The organism is Streptococcus oralis subsp. tigurinus (assembly GCF_002093575.1).
Lineage (GTDB): Bacteria > Bacillota > Bacilli > Lactobacillales > Streptococcaceae > Streptococcus > Streptococcus oralis_CH.
In genome coordinates, this window is record NZ_LNVH01000001.1 from 189,115 (window position 1) to 210,069 (window position 20,955).

The 20,955-nt window shown below is 39.5% G+C and carries 15 protein-coding genes; 12 read left to right on the forward strand and 3 right to left on the reverse strand.

The window, feature by feature from the left end; genetic code table 11:
* Nucleotide 1: 1 nt before the first annotated feature.
* A complete protein-coding gene (gene nrdH, locus ATE37_RS00970; RefSeq protein WP_084867204.1) occupies nt 2-220 on the reverse strand; it encodes a glutaredoxin-like protein NrdH in 219 nt (72 codons plus the stop codon).
* A gap of 653 nt (nt 221-873) precedes the next feature.
* On the opposite strand from nrdH, the gene ATE37_RS00975 reads away from it, so the two are divergent.
* The 6 genes from ATE37_RS00975 to ATE37_RS01000 all read left to right on the forward strand — a co-directional run bounded on the left by ATE37_RS00975 (nt 874) and on the right by ATE37_RS01000 (nt 11,351).
* Nucleotides 874-2,094 (forward strand): alpha/beta hydrolase family protein, encoded by a 1,221-nt coding sequence (locus tag ATE37_RS00975; protein WP_084867206.1) that lies wholly within the window; start codon nt 874-876, stop codon nt 2,092-2,094.
* A 267-nt stretch (nt 2,095-2,361) separates the two neighbouring features.
* The gene (locus ATE37_RS00980; protein WP_000146948.1) at nt 2,362-2,625 is read left to right on the forward strand and encodes a phosphocarrier protein HPr; all 264 of its coding nucleotides are present in this window, start codon (nt 2,362-2,364) and stop codon (nt 2,623-2,625) included.
* A 5-nt stretch (nt 2,626-2,630) separates the two neighbouring features.
* A complete protein-coding gene (gene ptsP / locus ATE37_RS00985) occupies nt 2,631-4,364 on the forward strand; it encodes a phosphoenolpyruvate--protein phosphotransferase (protein ID WP_025171716.1) in 1,734 nt (577 codons plus the stop codon).
* 258 nt (nt 4,365-4,622) lie between these two features.
* The gene (locus ATE37_RS00990) at nt 4,623-7,187 is read left to right on the forward strand and encodes a pneumococcal-type histidine triad protein (protein WP_084867208.1); all 2,565 of its coding nucleotides are present in this window, start codon (nt 4,623-4,625) and stop codon (nt 7,185-7,187) included.
* A 188-nt stretch (nt 7,188-7,375) separates the two neighbouring features.
* On the forward strand, nt 7,376-8,293 hold the full coding sequence (locus ATE37_RS00995) for a metal ABC transporter substrate-binding protein (protein ID WP_084867210.1): 918 nt from the start codon (nt 7,376-7,378) through the stop codon (nt 8,291-8,293).
* Between the two features lie 7 nt (nt 8,294-8,300).
* Nucleotides 8,301-11,351: a pneumococcal-type histidine triad protein gene (locus ATE37_RS01000; protein WP_084867212.1), complete on the forward strand. Its 3,051-nt coding sequence runs from the start codon at nt 8,301-8,303 to the stop codon at nt 11,349-11,351.
* Between the two features lie 36 nt (nt 11,352-11,387).
* On the opposite strand, the gene pepT is transcribed toward ATE37_RS01000, so the two are convergent.
* On the reverse strand, nt 11,388-12,611 hold the full coding sequence (pepT, locus tag ATE37_RS01005) for a peptidase T (RefSeq protein WP_084867214.1): 1,224 nt from the start codon (nt 12,609-12,611) through the stop codon (nt 11,388-11,390).
* Between the two features lie 356 nt (nt 12,612-12,967).
* Between pepT and pitA the strand changes: the two genes are divergently transcribed.
* The 6 genes from pitA (at nt 12,968) to hemH (ending at nt 20,466) form a co-directional block, all read left to right on the forward strand.
* Nucleotides 12,968-15,538: a PI-2 pilus tip adhesin PitA gene (gene pitA, locus ATE37_RS01020; RefSeq protein WP_142995846.1), complete on the forward strand. Its 2,571-nt coding sequence runs from the start codon at nt 12,968-12,970 to the stop codon at nt 15,536-15,538.
* Nucleotides 15,538-16,089: a PI-2 pilus system signal peptidase SipA gene (sipA, locus tag ATE37_RS01025; RefSeq protein ID WP_084867216.1), complete on the forward strand. Its 552-nt coding sequence runs from the start codon at nt 15,538-15,540 to the stop codon at nt 16,087-16,089. Before pitA ends, sipA begins: the two co-directional genes overlap by 1 nt.
* A gap of 44 nt (nt 16,090-16,133) precedes the next feature.
* Entirely contained in the window at nt 16,134-17,333 is a 1,200-nt protein-coding gene (pitB, locus tag ATE37_RS01030; RefSeq protein ID WP_156025211.1) for a PI-2 pilus major pilin PitB, read from the forward strand.
* A 17-nt stretch (nt 17,334-17,350) separates the two neighbouring features.
* Complete coding sequence (gene srtG1, locus ATE37_RS01035; protein ID WP_084867219.1) at nt 17,351-18,352, forward strand: PI-2 pilus system class B sortase SrtG1; 1,002 nt, start codon at nt 17,351-17,353, stop codon at nt 18,350-18,352.
* A gap of 73 nt (nt 18,353-18,425) precedes the next feature.
* Nucleotides 18,426-19,298 (forward strand): PI-2 pilus system class B sortase SrtG2, encoded by an 873-nt coding sequence (gene srtG2, locus ATE37_RS01040; protein ID WP_084867220.1) that lies wholly within the window; start codon nt 18,426-18,428, stop codon nt 19,296-19,298.
* A gap of 118 nt (nt 19,299-19,416) precedes the next feature.
* The gene (gene hemH / locus ATE37_RS01045) at nt 19,417-20,466 is read left to right on the forward strand and encodes a ferrochelatase (protein WP_241502093.1); all 1,050 of its coding nucleotides are present in this window, start codon (nt 19,417-19,419) and stop codon (nt 20,464-20,466) included.
* A 41-nt stretch (nt 20,467-20,507) separates the two neighbouring features.
* Here hemH and mscL read toward each other — a convergent pair whose 3' ends face one another.
* Nucleotides 20,508-20,888 carry a large conductance mechanosensitive channel protein MscL gene (mscL, locus tag ATE37_RS01050; protein ID WP_084867621.1) on the reverse strand — a complete coding sequence of 127 codons (381 nt, stop codon included), beginning with the start codon at nt 20,886-20,888 and terminating at the stop codon, nt 20,508-20,510.
* Nucleotides 20,889-20,955 lie beyond the last annotated feature (67 nt).

The following is a 20,955-nucleotide window of genomic DNA, read 5'->3' on the forward strand; positions in this document are numbered from 1 at the left end:
ATTATGCTAACTGTTTTAGTTTTCCTGGTTGGAAACCTGAAAAGACTTCAGTTGGTGTTTGAATGACAGGAGCAGCGCTGAAACCAAGCTCTCTAACTTGGTCGATATACTCAGGTTGCTCGTCAAGATTGATCTCACGATAAGCGATATTATTACTGTCCAAGAAACGCTTGGTCATCTTACATTGGACACAGTTATTTTTAGAATAAACGGTTACCATTTTCGTAACTCCTCTTTCAAAATAGATTACTTTCTTAGTATATCAGAAAAAAAAACTTTGTCAAACTTTTTAAACTAAATCTTGTGCTAAAAAGTTACGGTTTTGAAATTAGAACACAAGATATAGTGTTTTTTAAAAACATAAATTTTGACTTCCGTTGAACTGTCAAAGTTTCTCAAAATAAAAAAACTACATACTGTATATTGGCAATATAAATAGAAGATTTTCAGCAAGTTATCAGAAAGGAAAACGAAGAAAATAGCAAAAATCGTAAGAACAGGAATAAGTCTAGCTGAGACAATACTTTAATAAAATAGAAACTGTAATATTTACGAAAAAAGAAATTTTCTACACAAGATGTCCCAATATTTTGTATTAGAATATCTAAAATATAACCAAAGTGGAAATGACAGATTATGCTGTATTCATAAAAATGGATCATTGGTTAATTTCATATAGGATACTTATGAGTTTCGTATCCTTTTATAAGGAGTATATAAATACAATGTTTGAGAAAGTTCATTTTATGTGATATACTATCTGTGATTATAAGATTAAAAAATGGATATCTGGATGCTTTTGCTTGATAGAGAATGTTATCAGATTATAATTAGATTAAATGAATGAAAGAACATAGAATTAGGAGGCGCGTGGTGAAAGAAAATGATGTTATTTTAAAACGGCAATCAACTCAAATATTTTTTAAGAATGGTGATACGGATTTTTTCTTTAATTGGTTGTTAGGAATCGGTGAAATTTTTGGTTTCTCTCATGGAGAGCTTTATTATCTTGCTCAAAGATTGGGGAACTCACCAAAGCCTGATGACTGTAAAAATGTATTTTTATCGCATGTAAACTACCTTGAACAAGAAGCAAGTAATTCCGGATTGAGTGAACAAACAAAGGCGCAGTATTATCTTGCACAGACCTACTCACTTCGCTCGGCAATTCAGTTTACCGATCCATTTTCTGACGAGTATTTACCGACCGTTCGTCAAATGGAGAAGGTGTTTTCTAGTGCAATTCATTCACTAGGTGCACCGATTGAAAAACTAACTATTCCCTATCAGGGTTCTTACTTGCCTGGGTATTATCTTCATAGCGGTGATAATTGTCCAACGCTAATCATGATTGGTGGAGGTGATACTTATCGCGAAGATTTATTTTACTTTGCAGGATATCCTGGATGGATACGAAATTATAATGTTTTAATGGTTGATCTTCCTGGTCAAGGGAGCAATCCTAGTAGAGGGCTGGTCTTTGATGTGGATGCTTCTATTCCAATTTCATTATGCATAGACTGGTTGGAAAATAGAAATCCTAAACTAAATTATTTAGCTATTTATGGTGTCAGCGGAGGGGGATATTTTACCGCACAAGCTGTCGAAAAGGATCCAAGAATTCATGCTTGGATTGCTAGTACCCCTATTTACGATGTTGCAGAACTTTTCAGAAAAGAATTTGGATCAAGTTTGAAAGCACCTAGTTGGTTAATAAATGCCATTTTAAAATTAGCTGGAAATTTGAATGAATCAGCAAATTTAAATCTTAAAAAGTATGCATGGCAGTTTGGTACTTCTGATTTTAAGAGTGCTATTGATGATGTATTTAACCATGCAAAGATTGTGGATTATCAAAAAATTCAATGTCCTTGCCTGTTTATAATGGGAAAGGGAGAAGGTACTGAGCTGCAACGACAAACTAAGGTAATTTATGAAGCGCTTAAATCTAAAAATCCGCAAACTAAACTTCAGGTTTTTGAGTCCGAAAGCGGTGCAGATGCTCATTGTCAAGTCAATAATTTAAGACTCGCCCATAATATCGTTTTTGATTGGTTGGACACTTTATTTGAATGGAATAGATTGAATTTTTAGCCACGCTTACACTACTTAAGTATATCTATTTTAATGTGAGACATCAAAAGATTATTTTACGTTAAGTGGCTAACTAGATAATTCTATACTATTAATAATTAGTGCCCAAATTTCCCATAGTACCTGTATGATAGAAAAAGAAGTAATTTCATTTTCAGTAAAAGTCCATAAAATACTTGAAAAATTATCTAGAAGGTGATATAATACAGTCTTGTAAGGGTTATCACATATAATCCAAATAAGAAACAATTAAAGGAGAGTCAAACTATGGCTTCTAAAGATTTCCACGTAGTGGCAGAAACAGGTATTCACGCACGTCCAGCAACATTGTTGGTTCAAACAGCTAGCAAATTTGCTTCAGATATCACTCTTGAGTACAAAGGTAAATCAGTAAACCTTAAATCAATCATGGGTGTTATGAGTCTTGGTGTTGGCCAAGGTGCTGATGTTACAATTTCAGCTGAAGGTGCAGATGCTGACGATGCAATCGCTGCAATCACTGAAACTATGGAAAAAGAAGGATTGGCATAAGGAAAATGACAGAAATGCTTAAAGGAATCGCAGCATCAGACGGTGTTGCAGTTGCAAAAGCATATCTACTCGTTCAACCGGATTTGTCATTTGAGACTATTACAGTCGAAGATACAAACGCAGAAGAAGCTCGCCTTGATGCCGCTCTAAAAGCATCACAAGACGAGCTTTCTGTTATTCGTGAGAAAGCAGTAGGTACGCTCGGTGAAGAAGCTGCTCAAGTTTTTGACGCTCACTTAATGGTTCTTGCTGACCCAGAAATGATCAGCCAAATCAAGGAAACAATCCGTGCGAAGAAAGTGAATGCAGAAGCAGGTCTGAAAGAAGTGACAGACATGTTTATCACTATCTTTGAAGGTATGGAAGACAACCCATACATGCAAGAACGTGCAGCGGATATCCGCGACGTGACAAAACGTGTATTGGCAAATCTCCTTGGTAAGAAATTGCCAAACCCAGCTTCTATCAATGAAGAAGTGATTGTGATTGCGCATGACTTGACTCCTTCAGATACAGCTCAATTGGACAAAAACTTTGTAAAAGCTTTTGTAACCAACATTGGTGGACGTACAAGCCACTCAGCTATCATGGCGCGTACACTTGAAATCGCGGCAGTATTGGGTACAAACAACATCACTGAAATTGTTAAAGATGGTGATATCCTTGCTGTTAACGGTATCACTGGTGAAGTGATTATCAACCCAACTGATGAGCAAGCGGCAGAATTCAAGGCTGCTGGTGAAGCTTATGCGAAGCAAAAAGCTGAATGGGCACTTTTGAAAGATGCTCAAACAGTGACTGCTGATGGTAAACACTTTGAATTGGCTGCTAATATCGGTACTCCAAAAGACGTTGAAGGTGTCAATGCCAACGGTGCCGAAGCTGTTGGTCTTTACCGTACAGAGTTCTTGTACATGGATTCTCAAGACTTCCCAACAGAAGACGAGCAGTACGAAGCATACAAAGCTGTACTTGAAGGAATGAACGGTAAACCTGTTGTCGTTCGTACAATGGATATCGGTGGAGATAAGGAACTTCCTTACTTCGATATGCCTCACGAAATGAACCCATTCCTTGGATTCCGTGCCCTTCGTATCTCTATCTCTGAGACTGGAGATGCTATGTTCCGCACACAAATCCGTGCCCTTCTTCGTGCGTCTGTTCACGGTCAATTACGTATCATGTTCCCAATGGTTGCGCTCTTGAAAGAATTCCGTGCAGCCAAAGCAGTCTTTGACGAAGAAAAAGCAAATCTTCTTGCTGAAGGTGTTGCAGTTGCGGATAATATCCAAGTTGGTATTATGATCGAGATTCCTGCAGCGGCTATGCTTGCAGACCAATTTGCAAAAGAAGTTGACTTCTTCTCAATTGGTACAAATGATTTGATCCAATACACAATGGCAGCAGACCGTATGAACGAACAAGTTTCATACCTTTACCAACCATACAACCCATCAATCCTTCGTTTGATCAACAACGTTATTAAAGCAGCTCACGCTGAAGGTAAATGGGCTGGTATGTGTGGTGAGATGGCTGGTGACCAAAAAGCTGTTCCACTTCTTGTAGGAATGGGCTTGGATGAGTTCTCTATGTCAGCAACATCTGTTCTTCGTACACGTAGCTTGATGAAGAAATTGGATACAGCTAAGATGGAAGAGTACGCAAACCGTGCCCTTACAGAATGCTCAACAATGGAAGAAGTTCTTGAACTTCAAAAAGAATACGTTGACTTTGATTAATTGAAAGGTCCTTGCAACTCAGTTGCAGGGATTTTTTGTTTTAAAAATTTGGTGATTGATTTTCAATATAGGATTCTTAAATCAGACTGTTCAGATAGAAGGTAGTGTAGAAAACAAAAAAATTGTTAACTGGTTCATAAAATTCTTGACAAGTTGAAAATTTAGGAGTAAACTATTAACCAGTTAACTTTTAGAGAGGAGTTTCTGCAATTTAGAAATAAATTGCAACCAGAAATATCAAAAAGAAAGAGAGTTTCGATGAAAATTAATAAAAAATATCTAGCTGGTTCTGCGGCAGCCTTGATTTTAAGTGTTTGTTCTTATGAGTTGGGATTGTATCAAGCTAGAACAGTCAAGGAAAATAATCGTGTGTCTTACGTTGATGGTAAACAAGCGACGCAAAAAACGGAGAATCTAACTCCTGATGAGGTTAGTAAAAAAGAAGGCATCAATGCCGAACAAATCGTCATCAAGATAACAGACCAAGGCTATGTCACTTCACATGGCGACCACTATCATTATTACAATGGCAAGGTTCCTTATGACGCTATCATCAGTGAAGAGTTGCTTATGAAGGATCCAAACTACCAGCTCAAGGACGAGGATATTATCAGTGAAATCAAGGGTGGTTATGTTATCAAGGTAGATGGAAAATACTATGTCTACCTTAAGGATGTAGCCCATGCAGATAATGTTCGTACGAAAGAAGAAATTAATCGACAAAAACAAGAGCATAGTCAGCATCGTGAAGGAGGAACTTCAGCAAATGATGGTGCGGTAGCCTTGGCACGTTCACAAGGACGCTACACCACGGATGATGGCTACATCTTTAATGCCTCTGATATCATTGAAGATACTGGTGATGCTTACATCGTTCCTCATGGCGACCATTATCATTACATTCCTAAAAGTGAGTTATCAGCCAGCGAATTGGCTGCAGCAGAAGCCTTTCTATCTGGTAGAAGTGGTCAATCGAATACGCCTACTTATCGCCGTAGCAATAACAACAGTGCTAGCAGCGATGTAGATAGATGGACTCCATCCTATAATAATCAAGGCAACAGCTATAACAATCAAAGCAACAGCTATACGAACACAAACACGGCTAACAACAGTAACAGTAGCGACGATAGTCAAGCGAGTCAAAGTGATGAGGATATTGATGGCCTTCTGAAACAACTTTATGGCTTGCCACTCAGCCAACGACACGTAGAATCTGATGGCCTTGTCTTTGATCCAGCACAAATCACAAGTCGAACAGCTAGAGGTGTTGCGGTACCTCATGGGGATCATTACCATTTTATCCCTTATTCACAGATGTCTGAATTGGAAGAACGAATCGCTCGCGTCATCCCACTTCGCTATCGTTCGAACCATTGGGTGCCGGATTCAAGACCAGAACAACCAAGTCCACAACCGACTCCGGAACCTAGTCCAAGCCCGCAACCTGCACCAACTCCTCAACCAACTCCAAGCAATCCAATTGATGAAAAATTGGTTAAACAGGTGATTCGAAAAGTAGCCAATGGCTATGTATTTGAGGAGAATGGAATCTCTCGTTATATTCCTGTCAAGGAACTTTCAGCAGAAACTGCAGCAGCCATTGATAGTAAACTAGCCAAGCAAGAAAGTTTGTCTCATAAGCTAGGAGCTAAGAAAACCAACCTCTCATCTGGTGATCAAGGATTTTACAATAAGGCTTATGATTTATTAGCAGCAGTTCATCAAGACTTACTTGATAATAAAGGGCGCCAAGCTGATTTTGACACTTTGGATAAACTGTTGGAACGTCTCAATGATACCTCAAGTGATAAAGTCAAGTTGGTGGATGATATCTTGGCCTTTCTAGCACCGATTCGTCATCCAGAACGTTTAGGAAAACCAAATGCGCAAATAGCTTACACAGATGATGAGATTCAAGTAGCCAAGTTGGCAGGCAAGTATACAACAGAAGATGGCTATATCTTTGATCCTCGTGATATCACCAGTGATGAGGGGGATGCCTATGTAACTCCACATATGACCCATAGCCATTGGATTAAAAAAGATAGTTTGTCTGAAGCCGAAAGAGCGGCAGCCCAGGCTTATGCTAAAGAGAAAGGTTTGACTCCTCCCTCAACAGACCATCAGAATCCAGGAAATACGGAGGCTAAAGGAGCAGAAGCTATCTACAACCGCGTGAAAGCAGCTAAGAAAGTGCCCCTTGATCGTATGCCATACAATCTCCAACATACCGTGGAAGTTAAAAATGGAAGTTTAATCATTCCTCATTATGACCATTACCATAACATCAAATTTGAGTGGTTTGACGAAGGACTTTATGAGGCACCTAAGGGGTATACTCTTGAGGATCTCTTTGCGACTGTCAAGTACTATGTAGAACATCCAAACGAACGTCCGCATTCAGATAGTGGTTGGGGAAATGCAAGTGACCATGTTCAAAGAAACCAAAATGGTCAAGCTGATACCGACCAAACGGAAAAACCAAACGAGGAGAAACCTCAGACAGAAAAACCTGAGGAAGAAACTCCTCGAGAAGAAAAACCGCAAAGTGAGAAACCAGAATCTCCAAAAACAACAGAGGAACCGGAAGAAGAATCACCAGAGGAGCCAGAAGAACCTCAGGTCGAGACTGAAAAGGTTGAAGCGAAGTTAAGAGAGGCTGAAGAGCTACTTGCAAAAATCCAAGACCCCATCGTCAAGTCTAACGCTAACGAAACTCTTACTGGATTAAAGAATAATCTATTGTTTGGCGCTCAAGACAACAATACTATTATGGCAGAAGCTGAAAAACTATTGGCTTTATTAAAGGAGAGTAAGTAAAGGTAGCGGCATTTTCTAACTCCTAAAAACAGGATAGGAGAACGGGAAAACGAAAAATGAGAACAGAATGTGAGTTCTAGTTCTCATTTTTTTCATGAAAATGTGCAAAATATCTTGACAGATAGTGTAAATAAAGATAAACTATTTACTAGTTAATTAATCAGTTAAACACTAGTTAAGGAGTAACGATGAAAAAAAGAACAATACTATTATTGATGGCCAGTGTGTTGGCTCTTGTCTTAGGAGCATGTGGTCAAAAAGAAAAACAAGAAGCAAAAGGGATGAAGATTGTAACAAGTTTTTACCCGATCTATGCCATGGTCAAAGAGGTGTCGGGTGACTTGAATGATGTTCGGATGATTCAGTCAAGTAACGGGATTCACTCCTTTGAACCATCAGCAAATGACATTGCTGCTATTTATGACGCGGATGTCTTTGTCTACCACTCGCATACACTGGAGTCTTGGGCTGGAAGTCTAGATCCTAACTTGAAAAACTCAAAAGTTAAGGTTTTAGAAGCTTCTGAAGGAATGACCTTGGAGCGTGTTCCAGGTTTAGAAGATATAGAAGCAGGGGATGGAGTTGATGAAAAAACACTCTACGACCCTCACACTTGGTTAGATCCAGAAAAAGCAGGTGAAGAGGCACAGATTATTGCAGACAAACTTTCGGAACTTGATAGTGCCAATAAGGAAACGTATCAAAAGAATGCTAAAAACTTTATTGCTAAAGCACAAGAATTGACTAAGAAATACCAACCTATTTTTGAAAAAGCGAGTCAAAAAACATTTGTTACACAACACACAGCCTTTTCTTATCTCGCTAAACGCTTTGGTTTGAAACAACTTGGTATAGCAGGGATTTCCCCTGAACAAGAGCCAAGTCCGAGACAGTTGACAGAAATCCAAGAATTTGTTAAAACTTACAAGGTTAAAACCATCTTTACTGAGAGCAATGCTTCTTCTAAAGTTGCTGAAACCTTGGTCAAATCAACAGGAGTTAACCTAAAGACACTCAATCCTTTGGAAGCAGATCCTGAGAATGACAAAACTTACTTAGAAAACCTAGAAGAAAATATAAATGTTCTTGCAGAAGAATTAAAATGAGGAGATTATGAAAATTAAGAAAAAGTATCTTGCGGCGGGTTCGGCTTTAGTCCTTTCCCTAAGTCTTTGCATCTATGCACTGAACCAACACCAGCTAGAAGGAAACAAAGATAATAATCGTGTATCTTATGTTGATGGGAAACAAGACTCTCAAAAAACAGAGACTCAGACACCAGATCAAGTTAGCAAAAAAGAAGATATTCAGGCAGAACAAATTGTTGTGAAAATTACCGATCAAGGTTATGTGACATCACACGGTGATCACTTTCATTATTACAATGGTAAAGTTCCTTTTGACGCAATTTTCAGCGAAGAGCTTTTGATGAAAGATGCCAATTATCAACTGAAAGACGCTGACATTGTCAACGAAATCAAAGGTGGTTATATTATCAAGGTGGATGGTAAGTATTATGTCTACCTTAAAGATGCGGCTCATGCTGATAATATTCGTACAAAGGACGAAATTGAGCGCCAAAAACAAGGTCATACTCATGATGCACTAACTTCTAACAGTGCAGTGGCGCTTGCTCAATCTCAAGGACGCTATACTACCGATGATGGTTACATCTTTAATCCATCTGATATTATAGAGGATACTGGTGATGCTTATATTGTCCCTCATGGTGGACATTACCACTACATTCCAAAGAGTTCCTTATCTGCTAGCGAATTAGCAGCTGCTCAAGCCTACCTATCTGGAACTAGAAAACAACCGAGTGTGACTAACTATCGTCCAAGTCAAAATGGAACCAGTCAAACCGCTAATCCTAGTCAACAAACTGAAACACCAAGCAATCCAGAAGAGAGCTTACAGAGTCTATTGCAGCAACTCTATGCTCTTCCAAGTAGTCAACGTTATGCTGAATCAGATGGCTTGATTTTTGATCCTGCTAAGATTTCAAGTAGAACGCCGAGTGGCGTGGCGATTCCTCACGGAAATCACTATCATTTCATCCCATATACAAAGCTTTCTGCCTTGGAAGAAAAGATTGCTCGTATGATTCCTCTTGCTAGCGACAGTGGGAAGCCAACACCTTTGGAAAATCCAAGCAAACCAGCAGAACATCCAGCTCAACAAGATCATCATGACCAAGACTGTGGCCATGGAAGTCAGGATACCAACCATGAAGACCATGACCATGATGGAGAGGAGCATGACCACCATCACGGCGAAGAACATGATCATGGTTTTGCAGCTGATCGTGTTATTAGTGAAGATGAGCAAGGTTTTGTAGTTTCTCATGGAGATCACGCTCATTATTTCTTTAAGAAGGACTTGACTGCAGCCCAAATCAAAGCTGCCCAAGATCACTTGAAAGAAAATCATCAGCTGCAGCACGTTCAACCACTTGCAAAGACTGTGGAAAGTTTCTCAAGAGATGCTAGCGATGAAGAAAAAATCAAGTATATCTCACAGACCTACGGGGTTCCGCTCGAAGCGATTCGTATTTCAAATGGATTCTTTGTCTTTGGAAATCCGGATCAAGCCTATGATCCAACCCATATCCATCCCTATGCCGTTCGAAAAGAACATGTTCGTATTCCTCTCCAAACTGGAAATCCAGAACTGGATTTCCTAAATGAACTTTATACGACTGCACTACGTGATGGGGTGTCTCCTTATAGTTTGCAAGTAGAAAATGGTAGTTTTGTGATTCCTCACGGAGACCACAATCACTACATCAAGGTTCAAACTAAGGGCTATGAAGTAGCTTTGAAAAATAAGATTCCGGCCCTACAATCGACCTATCAACCTGGAACATTTGATGAACAAACAGTTCTATCTAAGGTGGATCAACTTTTAGCAGATAGCAGAAGTCTCTACAAAGACCAGCCAATCATGCAGAGACGTGTTGAACTTGCTTTGGGGCAATTCACCGAAAATATGAAAAAACTGGCAACAAACTCAACTGCTGGATATCTAGCAGCCTTGGATCTCTTTGATAAACAGTATATCCATGTGGATCAAAGTGTGGCACCGGTTGAAACTTCACCTTTAGATAAGAAGTACCAAGCCCTAGTAGATAAGATCAATACATTGGATACAGATACTTATGGCTTGCCTAAGAAAGATCTTTTGGTACATTTGCAGGAAGCAAAACTAGCACAGGATGAGACAGAGTTGGATGCGATTGAAGCGAAACTGCAGGCCTTGCAAGATTTCCGAGATCGGACAGGAGTCACAACAGTAGAGTACATCAAGTATTTCTATGAACATGTGTCTGATGGTCGTTTGAGAGAAGAACTTCGGAACCGTGTTGCCAAGTTGACTTGGGAACTTTACCAGTCACAATCTTTCCTCAAAGCAACCGACTTGAACAAGCTATTCCCAACTATTTACCAAACTAAGCTAGAAGTAGAAGAAGCTCTCAAAGAAGAACCCGTTTCTACAAAAGCTGGTAAGACTATTCTAGATACGGAAAAAGTAGATAGTCAAACCGCTAAGACAGCCATCTATGAATTCCTAAAAGAACTCTACGGTGATTTTATGCCAGAAGAGCGGGTTAGCCATGTTAAGAAGGAAGAAGTGGATGCTCTCCTAACTAAAGTTGCCCAACTCCTAGCACGTGTCAAAGAAGATGGTGTCAAACAATCCCTAGCTGAAGAAGCAGCTAATATCAAAGCGGCTACTGAGAAGGAAAACGCAGACCTTGACGAAGCTAAAACACAACTTGAGGATCTTTTAAATCGTATTGCAGCGACTATCCAACGAGAGAAAAAAGAAGCAGAACAAGATCCGCAAACCGTGATCATCTACCAAAAACTCTATAATGTCTTGCTCTCTCTTCACAAGTACTTAGAGGATAACAAAGGATCCGATGCTGACTTTGAACGTGTAGATGCCCTTTTTGATCAACTTGCAGCCAAAAGCAGTGATAAAGAAGGTCTCCTCACTCTAGCTAAAGAAATCATTAGCTTGAATCAGGAACTCCGTTCAAAATCAAGTGAAACTGATAGCCAATCTAAGTCCGAGAAAGACAGTGAAACAGCTGCTTCTAAACCAACAGAAAAGCAAGCACAAAGTGAGTCTGAGCCAAGTGCTCAACCAAACGACTAAAAAGAAAGGCGAAGTAGCTGAGCTACCTCGTCTTTTTTAGTCTTTATAAGCTACGATGCCAATGATGGTATCCACCGCACGCTCCATAGTCTGAAGGCTGACGTATTCAAAACGTCCATGCATGTTTTCACCACCAGCAAAGATATTTGGAGTTGGGATACCCATAAAGGAAATCTTAGAGCCATCTGTTCCGCCACGGATTGGTTCGATAATAGGCGTGATACCTAAATCTTCCATAACAGCTTTAGAAATGGTAACGGGTGTCATGTCTTTCTCAATGACTTCCTTCATATTGTAGTACTGGTCTGTCAGAGTTAAAGTCACGCGATCATTCCCAAGAGCTTGATTCATCTTGTCTGCAATAGACTGCATAGTTTCTTTACGTGCTTCAAAGGCATCCTTTTCAAAGTCACGGATGATGTAGCTTGCACGCGCCTCCTCGACACTACCTAACACATCCATAAGATGGTAGAAACCTTGGTAACCATCTGTTAGTTCAGGTCGGTCGTTCTCAGGAAGTTGATTATGAAAATCAATCGCTAGCTGAAGGGCATTGACCATTTGACCTTTGGCAGTACCAGGGTGAACATTGCGTCCTTGGAAATGAAGCTCAGCAGCAGCTGCTGAGAAAGTCTCGTACTGAAGTTCTCCTAGCGGACCACCATCAACAGTATAGGCAAAGTCAACGTCAAAATCTTCTGCATCAAACTTGTTAGCACCAACACCGATTTCTTCATCTGGACCAAAACCAACACGGATTTCACAGTGTTTGATTTCGGGATGAGCAGTCAGATATTCAATAGCAGTCATAATCTCAGCAATACCTGATTTGTCATCGGCGCCCAGCAAGGTCGTGCCATCAGTTGTGATAAGCGTTTGGCCTGGATATTTCTCAAGGCTCTTGAAATCAGCAGGATCGAGTTTAAAACCAGAATCTCCTAAGTCGATAGCTCCACCATCGTAATTTTCGATGACTTGCGGATTAACTCCCTCAGCATTAAAGTCAGCTGTATCCATGTGGGAGATGAAGCCAATCTTGCGTGTCAAGCTTGGATCGTTTGCTGGTAAGGTACCAATAGCAAAACCATTTGGGAGGTAGTAAACATTTTGCAGACCGACACGTTTCATTTCAGGAATAAGAACATTGGTCGCGAAATCTACCTGGCTTTGCGTACTTGGAGTAGTAGTAGAGTGTTCATCAGAACGCGTGTTGACCTTAACGTAGGTCAAGAAACGATCTAAAAGGTTCGGATAAGTCATAAAAACTCCTTTTTTATCATAAAATAGAATACAAAACTTCGGAAAAATATGATTTAAGAAATTTCATTAATTTTGAAAAAATATAATGATTCAAATTCAAGAAGACTTTCAAAAAATTTTCTGAGTTATTAGAATGAAATATATGCATCTATATTTTATGACATATTTTACTATTTTTCCATTTTACCACAGAAAACATTGAAAAACAAAGAAGAATCATACTTTTTTGTAATTTATAATAACATGTTTTCAAATACATTGATTGACATGCGCTCAACATTATTATATAATTAACCTATGGATGTTTCAGATTTATATAGTAACAGATTTAAACATATTCTAGTAAGGGAGATAGCATGAACATTCAATATGATTTTAAGAAAATGCAATGTTTCACCAGTCGTTTAGTTATCTTTCTAGCTATTCTTTTTTTGTGTGCACCGATTAATTCTTTACATGCAGATTCAACAACGGAACCTCAGACAACTCTGCACAAAACGATTAGTCCAATTCAAGGGCAGGAAGACCAGTATGAGTTGTCACTGGATATCACATCTAAACTGGGAACGGAGACCCAGTCAGAACCCTTGGATGTTGTCCTGGTTGCCGATCTTTCAGGGAGTATGAAAGAGCAAGATGTGTGGTCATCTTACACTTCAAGTTATGTAAGTAGAATTGAAGCACTAAAAAATACACTGAGAGGTGTAAATGGTCGTCAGGGGCTCATTGATACAATTCTTTCTAGTTCCCAAAACCGTCTGTCTATAGTTGGGTTTGCCGGAAAAATTGATAACGTTTATGAAAATTACAACTATTACGGAACAAGATATGGGTGGCCAAATTGGGCTGGTTGGTATTCGAATATTTCTCCATATGATGATGCTAAAACTTTAGTAGCTTGGAGTACTGATTCTAATAGTTCAAAAAATATTGTTAGTTCGTTAACAATTGCCGACTCCAATCGTTCTTATGGTATGAACGCTGGTATCGGTACTGGTACAAATATAAATGCTGGATTAACTGAAGCTCAAAAATTATTGCAAAGTGCAAGAGCAGGAGCAAAAAAAGTAGTTATCCTGCTATCAGATGGCGAAGCTAATATGTATTACGAGCATAGTAGCGGGAGGACGATATACAATTATTCTTCTAATCCAAACGTGGGACGTATAATTGATACACCAGAGTGGTTTACCTATGGTTTAGAGAGAGGGGTGCTGAATATATCTAGTTTAATAGCTCCAAAAATAGATGGTTTTTATTCAATTAAATTCAAATATATAGGTTCAAACGATAGTATCGCATCTCTTAAAGAATATATCAGTGGTTATAATTCTGGAATCCCCAACGAAATATTTTCTGCCAATAATGAAAATGACTTGCAACAAAAATTCAAAGATATCACTGATAAAATTTTACCTCTAGGCGTACACCATGTAACTATATCAGATGTCTTGTCCAAGTACGTGCAGCTGTTACCGGGTAATGCTTCACACCTTCGTGTCGTCAAAATCAGGGATGGTAATGAGGAAGAACTGACAACTAATCAAGTTACGGTTGAGAGTAAGAAGAACGAACAGGGATTAGTGGAAGTAACAGCCAAGTTTAATCCGAGTTACACTTTGGAGGATGACGCCAAGTACGTTCTCAAGTTTACTGTCACCTCTACTCAAGAGGCCTTTGATGCGATTGCGGGTGATAAGACACTTACTAGTGATGATGCCGAAGGAGCCGATGCTACTAAACTCTACTCCAACAAGGGGGCTAGTGTTGCTTACTCCTATGGTATCGGGACTTCACATACCAAAACAAAAGACTATTCTGAGAAGCCCACTTTCAAGCCGTCAGATCCATTGACGGTTCCGGTTGAAGTTGAATGGAAAGGTGTGGATGGAAAATCAAATCCATCAGCAAATCGTCCACCTAGTGTCGAATTAAACTTAAACCAAAAGAAAGATGGAAGTACAAAGGATTCCTATCGAAAGGTCACTAGTTCAGTTCAAACGAATAGTTTTACTGAAAATGCTAGTTTTGCAAAGGTAGCCAAGGGATATGACTACGAACTGAAAGCACCAGACGCTCCGGGCTACACAGTCGAAGTTCAAAAGACAGGTACGAAAGAGAAACCATCCTTCAAAGTTATTTACCGACAGCTTCCAAGCCTCACCATAAAGAAAATCCTAGAAGGTGAGCAATCACCTAATAAGTCTTTCACAATTAATGTTACCCTTTCAGATAAGGATGGCAAACCGATTAATGGCAAGTTTGGGAATACAATAGTGACTAATGGAAAAGCGCAGATTTCTCTCAAAAATGGTCAAGAAACTGCCCTCAAATATCTGCCTCGTGATACCCACTATAAGGTAGAAGAAGTAGAGAACTCTAGAGCGGGATATCATGTTACCTATGAAAAACAAGAGGGGACTTTGTCAGAGGATGTTCAAACAATCGTCACCAACCACAGACTTCCGACACTTTCAGTCACAAAAAAAGTTACAGGTGCCTTTGCTAATCTTTTGCAATCCTTTAAGATTACCATTAACGTAAAGGATGCGCAAAATAAACCATTGAATGGATCGTATAGTGCAATAGTAAATAATCAAAAAGCAACCCTGAAATTTACAAATGGTAAGGCGACAGTCGATCTAAAGAAAGATAAAACTGTTAAGATTCTCGACCTTCCTCTAAATGCTCGTTACAGTATCGAAGAAGAAGCAAGTTCGTCTCGTGGATATCGGGTTTCTTATGAAAATAAAGAAGGCAAGCTTGATGGGGATAAGTCCGCGACGGTCACGAATAATAAAAACAGCGTACCTGAAACGGGAATTGACTTCTTGAGTAGCACTCTCATGCTTGGAGTCGTTCTTCCTCTAGGAGGAATCTTCTTTATCATCTTACTTGGTCACCTTGTGGTGAATAGGAGGAAGTGATGCTGCTTAAAAAGAAACATAAGAAACCAGTAACACAAGTCAATCGGGATAAGTCTCCGCCGAGTGTCTGGGGAGATATCCTTTACTTAGTCAGTAAACTTCTGATGGTTGGATTTGTACTAGCCACCCTTTACTTCTTCGTCTTTGGACTATTAAGATACAATGACGATGGCATGAAGCCCGCCTTAAAAGATGGCGACCTGGTCGTCTATTATAGGTTGGATAAACGCTATTCGATTGGTGATTTGCTGGTCTATAGTTATAAGGGCAAGGAAAGAGTGGCGCGTGTCGTAGCAACCGAAGGAAGTACAATCGATATAAACGAAAATGGTCTCATCATCAACGGTTCTCCTCAACAAGAGCAAGATATCTACAAAGAAACGCTGCTCTATAAGGAAGGGGCAACCTTCCCGATGAAAGTCCCAGCAGGACAACTTTTTGTCCTCGGGGACAATCGAACAACGGCTGTAGACAGTCGTGCTTTTGGAACCATCCCTATACAGGATACTCAAGGCAAAGTTGTAACAGTCATTAGAAGACGAGGCTTTTGATGATCATAATGAAAAAAGAAAATAAAAAAATAAAAGGAATAATCATGAAAAAAACATTCTTTAAAAAGCTATTCACTGCAAGTATTGCAGCTATAACCGCTTTGTCGGTATTCAGAGGTGTTCCGACCTTTGCGGATGATACTTCAGCAACAACAATGGCAACTGGTGAAGCAAATGCTGTTGTGAAAATTAGAAAAACCTTGAATATTGCACAAGGTATTACAACACCGAATGCGACATTTACTTTTAAATTTACTGAAAAGTCTGGTACATCCTCTAATGGAGCTCCTTATGAGAAAGGAGTGAATATCCCAGATATATCAGTTACTTATTCTAAAACAGATAATCAAGTAAATGATAAAATCGAAAAAACGACTGAAAATATTTTTGGCAACACAACATATAAACATGCTGGAGAATATGTTTATGATGTCAGAGAAGATAAATCAGGTTGGACAGCCATTGAAAAAGATAGTAAAAAAATTGATGCAATGAGATATGATGAGCGCACATATGAAATGCATGTTATTGTCAAAAATAAAGCCAATGGTGGTGTCTATATTTCATCAGTATACTTCAAAGAAAATAAACAATCCAACACAGCAAAGGTTCAACCGAGTGAAACAGGGGTTTATAATCTCTTTGACAACACCTATACAAAAGATGCTAGCAGAGACCCTAAGCCTGATGATCCTAGTAAAGTAGACCCTACTGCAAACGCATTAACAATTACTAAAAAAGTCGACGGAGCCTCAGGGGATAAAACAAAAGATTTCCACTTCCATATTCGTATTCAACTTCCATCAACAAATAAAACTGCAGCAGAACCAATAAAAAATATTGTTGTTCAACATGGGAATGCATCACATGAGTTAGCTGTTGTTGCTGCATCAGAGTCGGTTGATTATGATTTTACTTTGAAACATGGTGAAACATTCACAGTCACTCAATTACCAGCGGGATCAAAATACACAGTAACAGAAACTGGCGTTCCAGGATATACAGCATCATCAGTATATTTGACAAACGGAACATCAACTAATGGTGCGGCTGGACAATTGGGTCAAGATTATAAAGTTGAGAATATCCTTCTTGGTGAAAAAACAAACAACAACACCGTTACCAACAAAATTAATGACGTAACTCCTACTGGTCTCTTGATTGACAACCTTCCATTCATCTTGATGATTGGTCTTGGTTTAGCTGGATTTGTTGTCTTGTCTAAAAAACGTAGAGAAGCCTAAATGGCTGGGGGTAGACGATGAAAACTAAGCGTGAGAGATCAAAAAAGAGTCTGTCTAGGCGTCTCGTTCTTGCTGTAGATGGGACGATCAATCACTTGCTGCTCATTTTTGCAGCTTTGATCTTTCTCTTTGGTTTCTATGCCCTTTGGGATTCCAACCAAGTCTACTCCTTGGCTTCGTCAAGTGAGTACGAAGCTTATCGACCTGTCACGACACAACAGGATGAGCTAGCTAGCTTTTCAGGCTTCAGCAAACTCCAAGAACTCAATCCCGAAGTCCTCGGTTGGATCAATGTCTATGGTACCAATATCGACTATCCCTTAGTCCAAGCCAAGGACAATGAAAAGTATCTCAACAAGGACTCCAAAGGTGAGTTTGCAGCGACAGGCGCTATCTTTCTCGATGCACGAAATAATCCCAAGTTCGAAGACTTTAATTCCATTATCTACGGGCACCACGTAGAAAACGGGGTCATGTTTGGTGATGTGGCTAAGTTTGCTGATCAGGAATTTTTTGACCAGCATCGTTACGGTAGTATATACTACAATGGTGTGGAAAAAGGGCTCGAGATCTTTGAGATGTTGGAGGTCGATGCCTATGACTTTAACATCTATGATCCAGGAATACAGGGTGAGGACCGCCAGCAGGCCTATCTAGACCACCTGCTCTCAGTCGCCATGCACAAGCGGGATATCTCGCTCTCACCGAGTGATCGTATCATTCTACTCAGCACCTGTTTTCTCGATGTGACCAATGGTCGTCATATTGTGATCGCAAAGATTACAGACACCGTCCCTAAAAATACTTTCCATACAAAAAAATCAAAACCATTCCCATACAGTGTCTTTGATGACTCGTCTCTTGGACGTTTCCTCTCATCAATCCCACTATGGATTTGGTACCTTATCTTGTTTGTATTGTTCTTGCTCTTGATTTTCTTACTCCTTGTCCTCTATTTGATCCTACGTCGTAGAAGAGAGAGTAAAAAAATGCAAGAAGCAGATCCTTTTACTGACTAAGGGTGAATAGAAAAGAGGCGGTTTTGTCCCGCCTCCTTTCCTTTTAAGAAATCTCGCATAGAAAGGAGTGCTGATGACGGTTCAAAAAAGAGCGCGATTTAAAAACGTGTTTCTGATATTCTTCTGTGTTTTTGTAGCTCTTTTTAGTTGGCAGAGAGCGGAAGCGAGTGACTATGATCACTATAATCCTATTGAAAAGGATGCTTCGAGCACAGGATTTGAAACTCTGCAACAGCTTAATCATGATGTCTGCGGTTGGATTAGCCTTTATGGGACCAAGGTAGACTATCCGCTTCTACAAAGTCAGGATAATGTCAAATACCTTGACCGCAATGCCTTTGGCGATTATACGATAACAGGATCAATCTTTCTCGACTATCGCTTTAATCCCAACTTTACTGATTTTAATACCATCATCTACGGTCACTCTATGGCTTCAGGGGCTATGTTCGGTGAGATTAAGAAATTTGCTGATAAGGAATTCTTCGACCAGCATCGCTATGGTTCTATCTACTACAATGGTCGAGAACGTGGTCTTGAGATTTTTGGGATTTTAGAAGTGGATGCCTATGATACGGAAATTTACCGAACCTTGAGTTCCAACGATGAGGAACACCAGGCCTATTATCAGTATCTGTTGAGTAAAGCCAAGTACAAGCGAGATGTTTCCTTGACTTCAACGGACAAGATTGTTTTGTTAAGCACCTGTTTTCTTAATATTACCAACGGTCGCCATATCCTTTTAGCAAAAATAACGGATGCACCAGTAAAAGCAGCACAGGATAAAAGTGGAGAAAGCGTGGGAACACGTTATTTTGACCAAGGGATTCCAACGCATTGGATTTATATCCTAACCTTACTCCTTCTTATCATTGTCATCTTGCTTCTAATAGTTATTATTCTAATCATAAGACGAGATAGAAATACAAAAGAACAAAAGAAATAGTAGACGTCGGAAGCGTTTACTATTTCTTTCATGATAGAATGGATAGTGAAAATAATATCATAAGGATGATAACATGAAAAAAGCAATATTGATGATGACCTTTGGATCTCCAGAGTAGATTAGTTTTGAAGGAGTATCAGAATTTTTTACAAACATTCGTCGTGGAGTTAGACCCCAAGACCACGAGATTCAGACTCTCTATGACAACTATGTTCTTATCGGTGGGACGCCTTTGCAGCGGATTACACGTGAGGAGGTCAATTTAGTCAAAGAACGTTTAGGGGAGGAGTACGGTATCTACTTTGCCAACAAATTTTCTCGTCCCTTTATTCCAGACGTGATCAAGCGGATGGAGTCTGATGGTATTGAAGAATGTATCTGTTTGATTTTGGAGCCTCATTATTCATTTTACTCGGTGATGGGGTATGAAAAATTTCTGGAAAGTCAGCAGATCCGATTTTTAGTTATTAAGGACTGGTATCAACAACAGCCTTTGCTGGACTTTTGGACAGATGAGATTGGAAAAATTTTACGAAACCATGTGGGAGAAGAATCCTTCAAGGTGATCTTTTCAGCACATAGCGTCCCCATTTTTGCCTTGGACTTTGGAGATCCTTATATCGACCAGATTTTCGATAATAGCAAGCTCATTGCTGAACAACTCGGCCTAATGACAGACCAGTATACCAATACTTGGCAGAGCGAAAGCGATATTGGAATCCCTTGGATCAAGCCAGATGTCTTAGAATATTTACGAGAACAAAAGCAACATCCAGAACATTATATTTTGGTTCCGATTAGCTTTATCAGTGAACATATCGAAGTTCTTTTTGATAATGATGTGGAATGTTATGAGTTGTGTCAAGAATTAGGTGTCACCTACCATCGTCCACCTATGCCCAATACGGATAGTCGTTTAATTGACGCTTTAGTTGCTACTGTAAGAGCCAGCGAACACAAAGAATTTAAAGCTTTTCTTCCAGAAGAAGAAACCTTTGATGAGTTAGCGCCTTCAGCAACTACCAAGGACATTATGGAGGAGACAGACGACCTTCAGATGCCAGAATTTGTCAAAAAACTCATTGAGAAAAAAGGCCGTGAAAATGTGAAGATGCCGTACTTAATTAAGAAAATGCTAGAAAAGGCTGGGAAGTTACCAAAAGAGTAAAGAAAAAAGGATTTAGCTTTAAGCTAGATCCTTTATTTGTCTTATTTTTTTTCAAGAAGAGCTTTGATTTCTTGAAGAACTTCAAGTTCAGTTGGAGCAGCAGGTGCTTCCTCAACCACTTCCTCTTTTTTACGAAGATTTTGAGCTTTTTCAATACCTTTGATAACGAAGAAGAGAACTGTACCCACAACAAGGAAGTTGATAATAGCGCTCAAGAAGCTACCGTAACCAACACCATTCCATGAAAGCTCAGCGATACGTTCAACGTTCGCAGCTTTCAAAGCTGGGTTCAAGATAAGTGGAGTGATGATATCGTTAACGAGTGAAGTTACGATAGCACCGAAAGCAGAGGCGATGATCACACCGACAGCAAGGTCAACAACATTACCGCGAAGTAAGAATTCTTTTAGGTCCTTTAACATTTTCATAATTTCCTTTCCTAATTTTCTAACTAATTATATCCTAAATTATGACAAAAAGCAACCTGGA

What these genes read in the sequence shown, in the direction of transcription:
- nrdH (WP_084867204.1), bottom strand. Translation starts at nt 220, where the DNA reads ATGGTAACCGTTTATTCTAAAAATAACTGTGTCCAATGTAAGATGACC.
- ATE37_RS00980 (WP_000146948.1), top strand. Translation starts at nt 2,362, where the DNA reads ATGGCTTCTAAAGATTTCCACGTAGTGGCAGAAACAGGTATTCACGCA.
- ptsP (WP_025171716.1), top strand. Translation starts at nt 2,631, where the DNA reads ATGACAGAAATGCTTAAAGGAATCGCAGCATCAGACGGTGTTGCAGTT.
- ATE37_RS00990 (WP_084867208.1), top strand. Translation starts at nt 4,623, where the DNA reads ATGAAAATTAATAAAAAATATCTAGCTGGTTCTGCGGCAGCCTTGATT.
- ATE37_RS00995 (WP_084867210.1), top strand. Translation starts at nt 7,376, where the DNA reads ATGAAAAAAAGAACAATACTATTATTGATGGCCAGTGTGTTGGCTCTT.
- ATE37_RS01000 (WP_084867212.1), top strand. Translation starts at nt 8,301, where the DNA reads ATGAAAATTAAGAAAAAGTATCTTGCGGCGGGTTCGGCTTTAGTCCTT.
- pepT (WP_084867214.1), bottom strand. Translation starts at nt 12,611, where the DNA reads ATGACTTATCCGAACCTTTTAGATCGTTTCTTGACCTACGTTAAGGTC.
- pitA (WP_142995846.1), top strand. Translation starts at nt 12,968, where the DNA reads ATGAACATTCAATATGATTTTAAGAAAATGCAATGTTTCACCAGTCGT.
- sipA (WP_084867216.1), top strand. Translation starts at nt 15,538, where the DNA reads ATGCTGCTTAAAAAGAAACATAAGAAACCAGTAACACAAGTCAATCGG.
- pitB (WP_156025211.1), top strand. Translation starts at nt 16,134, where the DNA reads ATGAAAAAAACATTCTTTAAAAAGCTATTCACTGCAAGTATTGCAGCT.
- srtG1 (WP_084867219.1), top strand. Translation starts at nt 17,351, where the DNA reads ATGAAAACTAAGCGTGAGAGATCAAAAAAGAGTCTGTCTAGGCGTCTC.
- srtG2 (WP_084867220.1), top strand. Translation starts at nt 18,426, where the DNA reads ATGACGGTTCAAAAAAGAGCGCGATTTAAAAACGTGTTTCTGATATTC.
- mscL (WP_084867621.1), bottom strand. Translation starts at nt 20,888, where the DNA reads ATGTTAAAGGACCTAAAAGAATTCTTACTTCGCGGTAATGTTGTTGAC.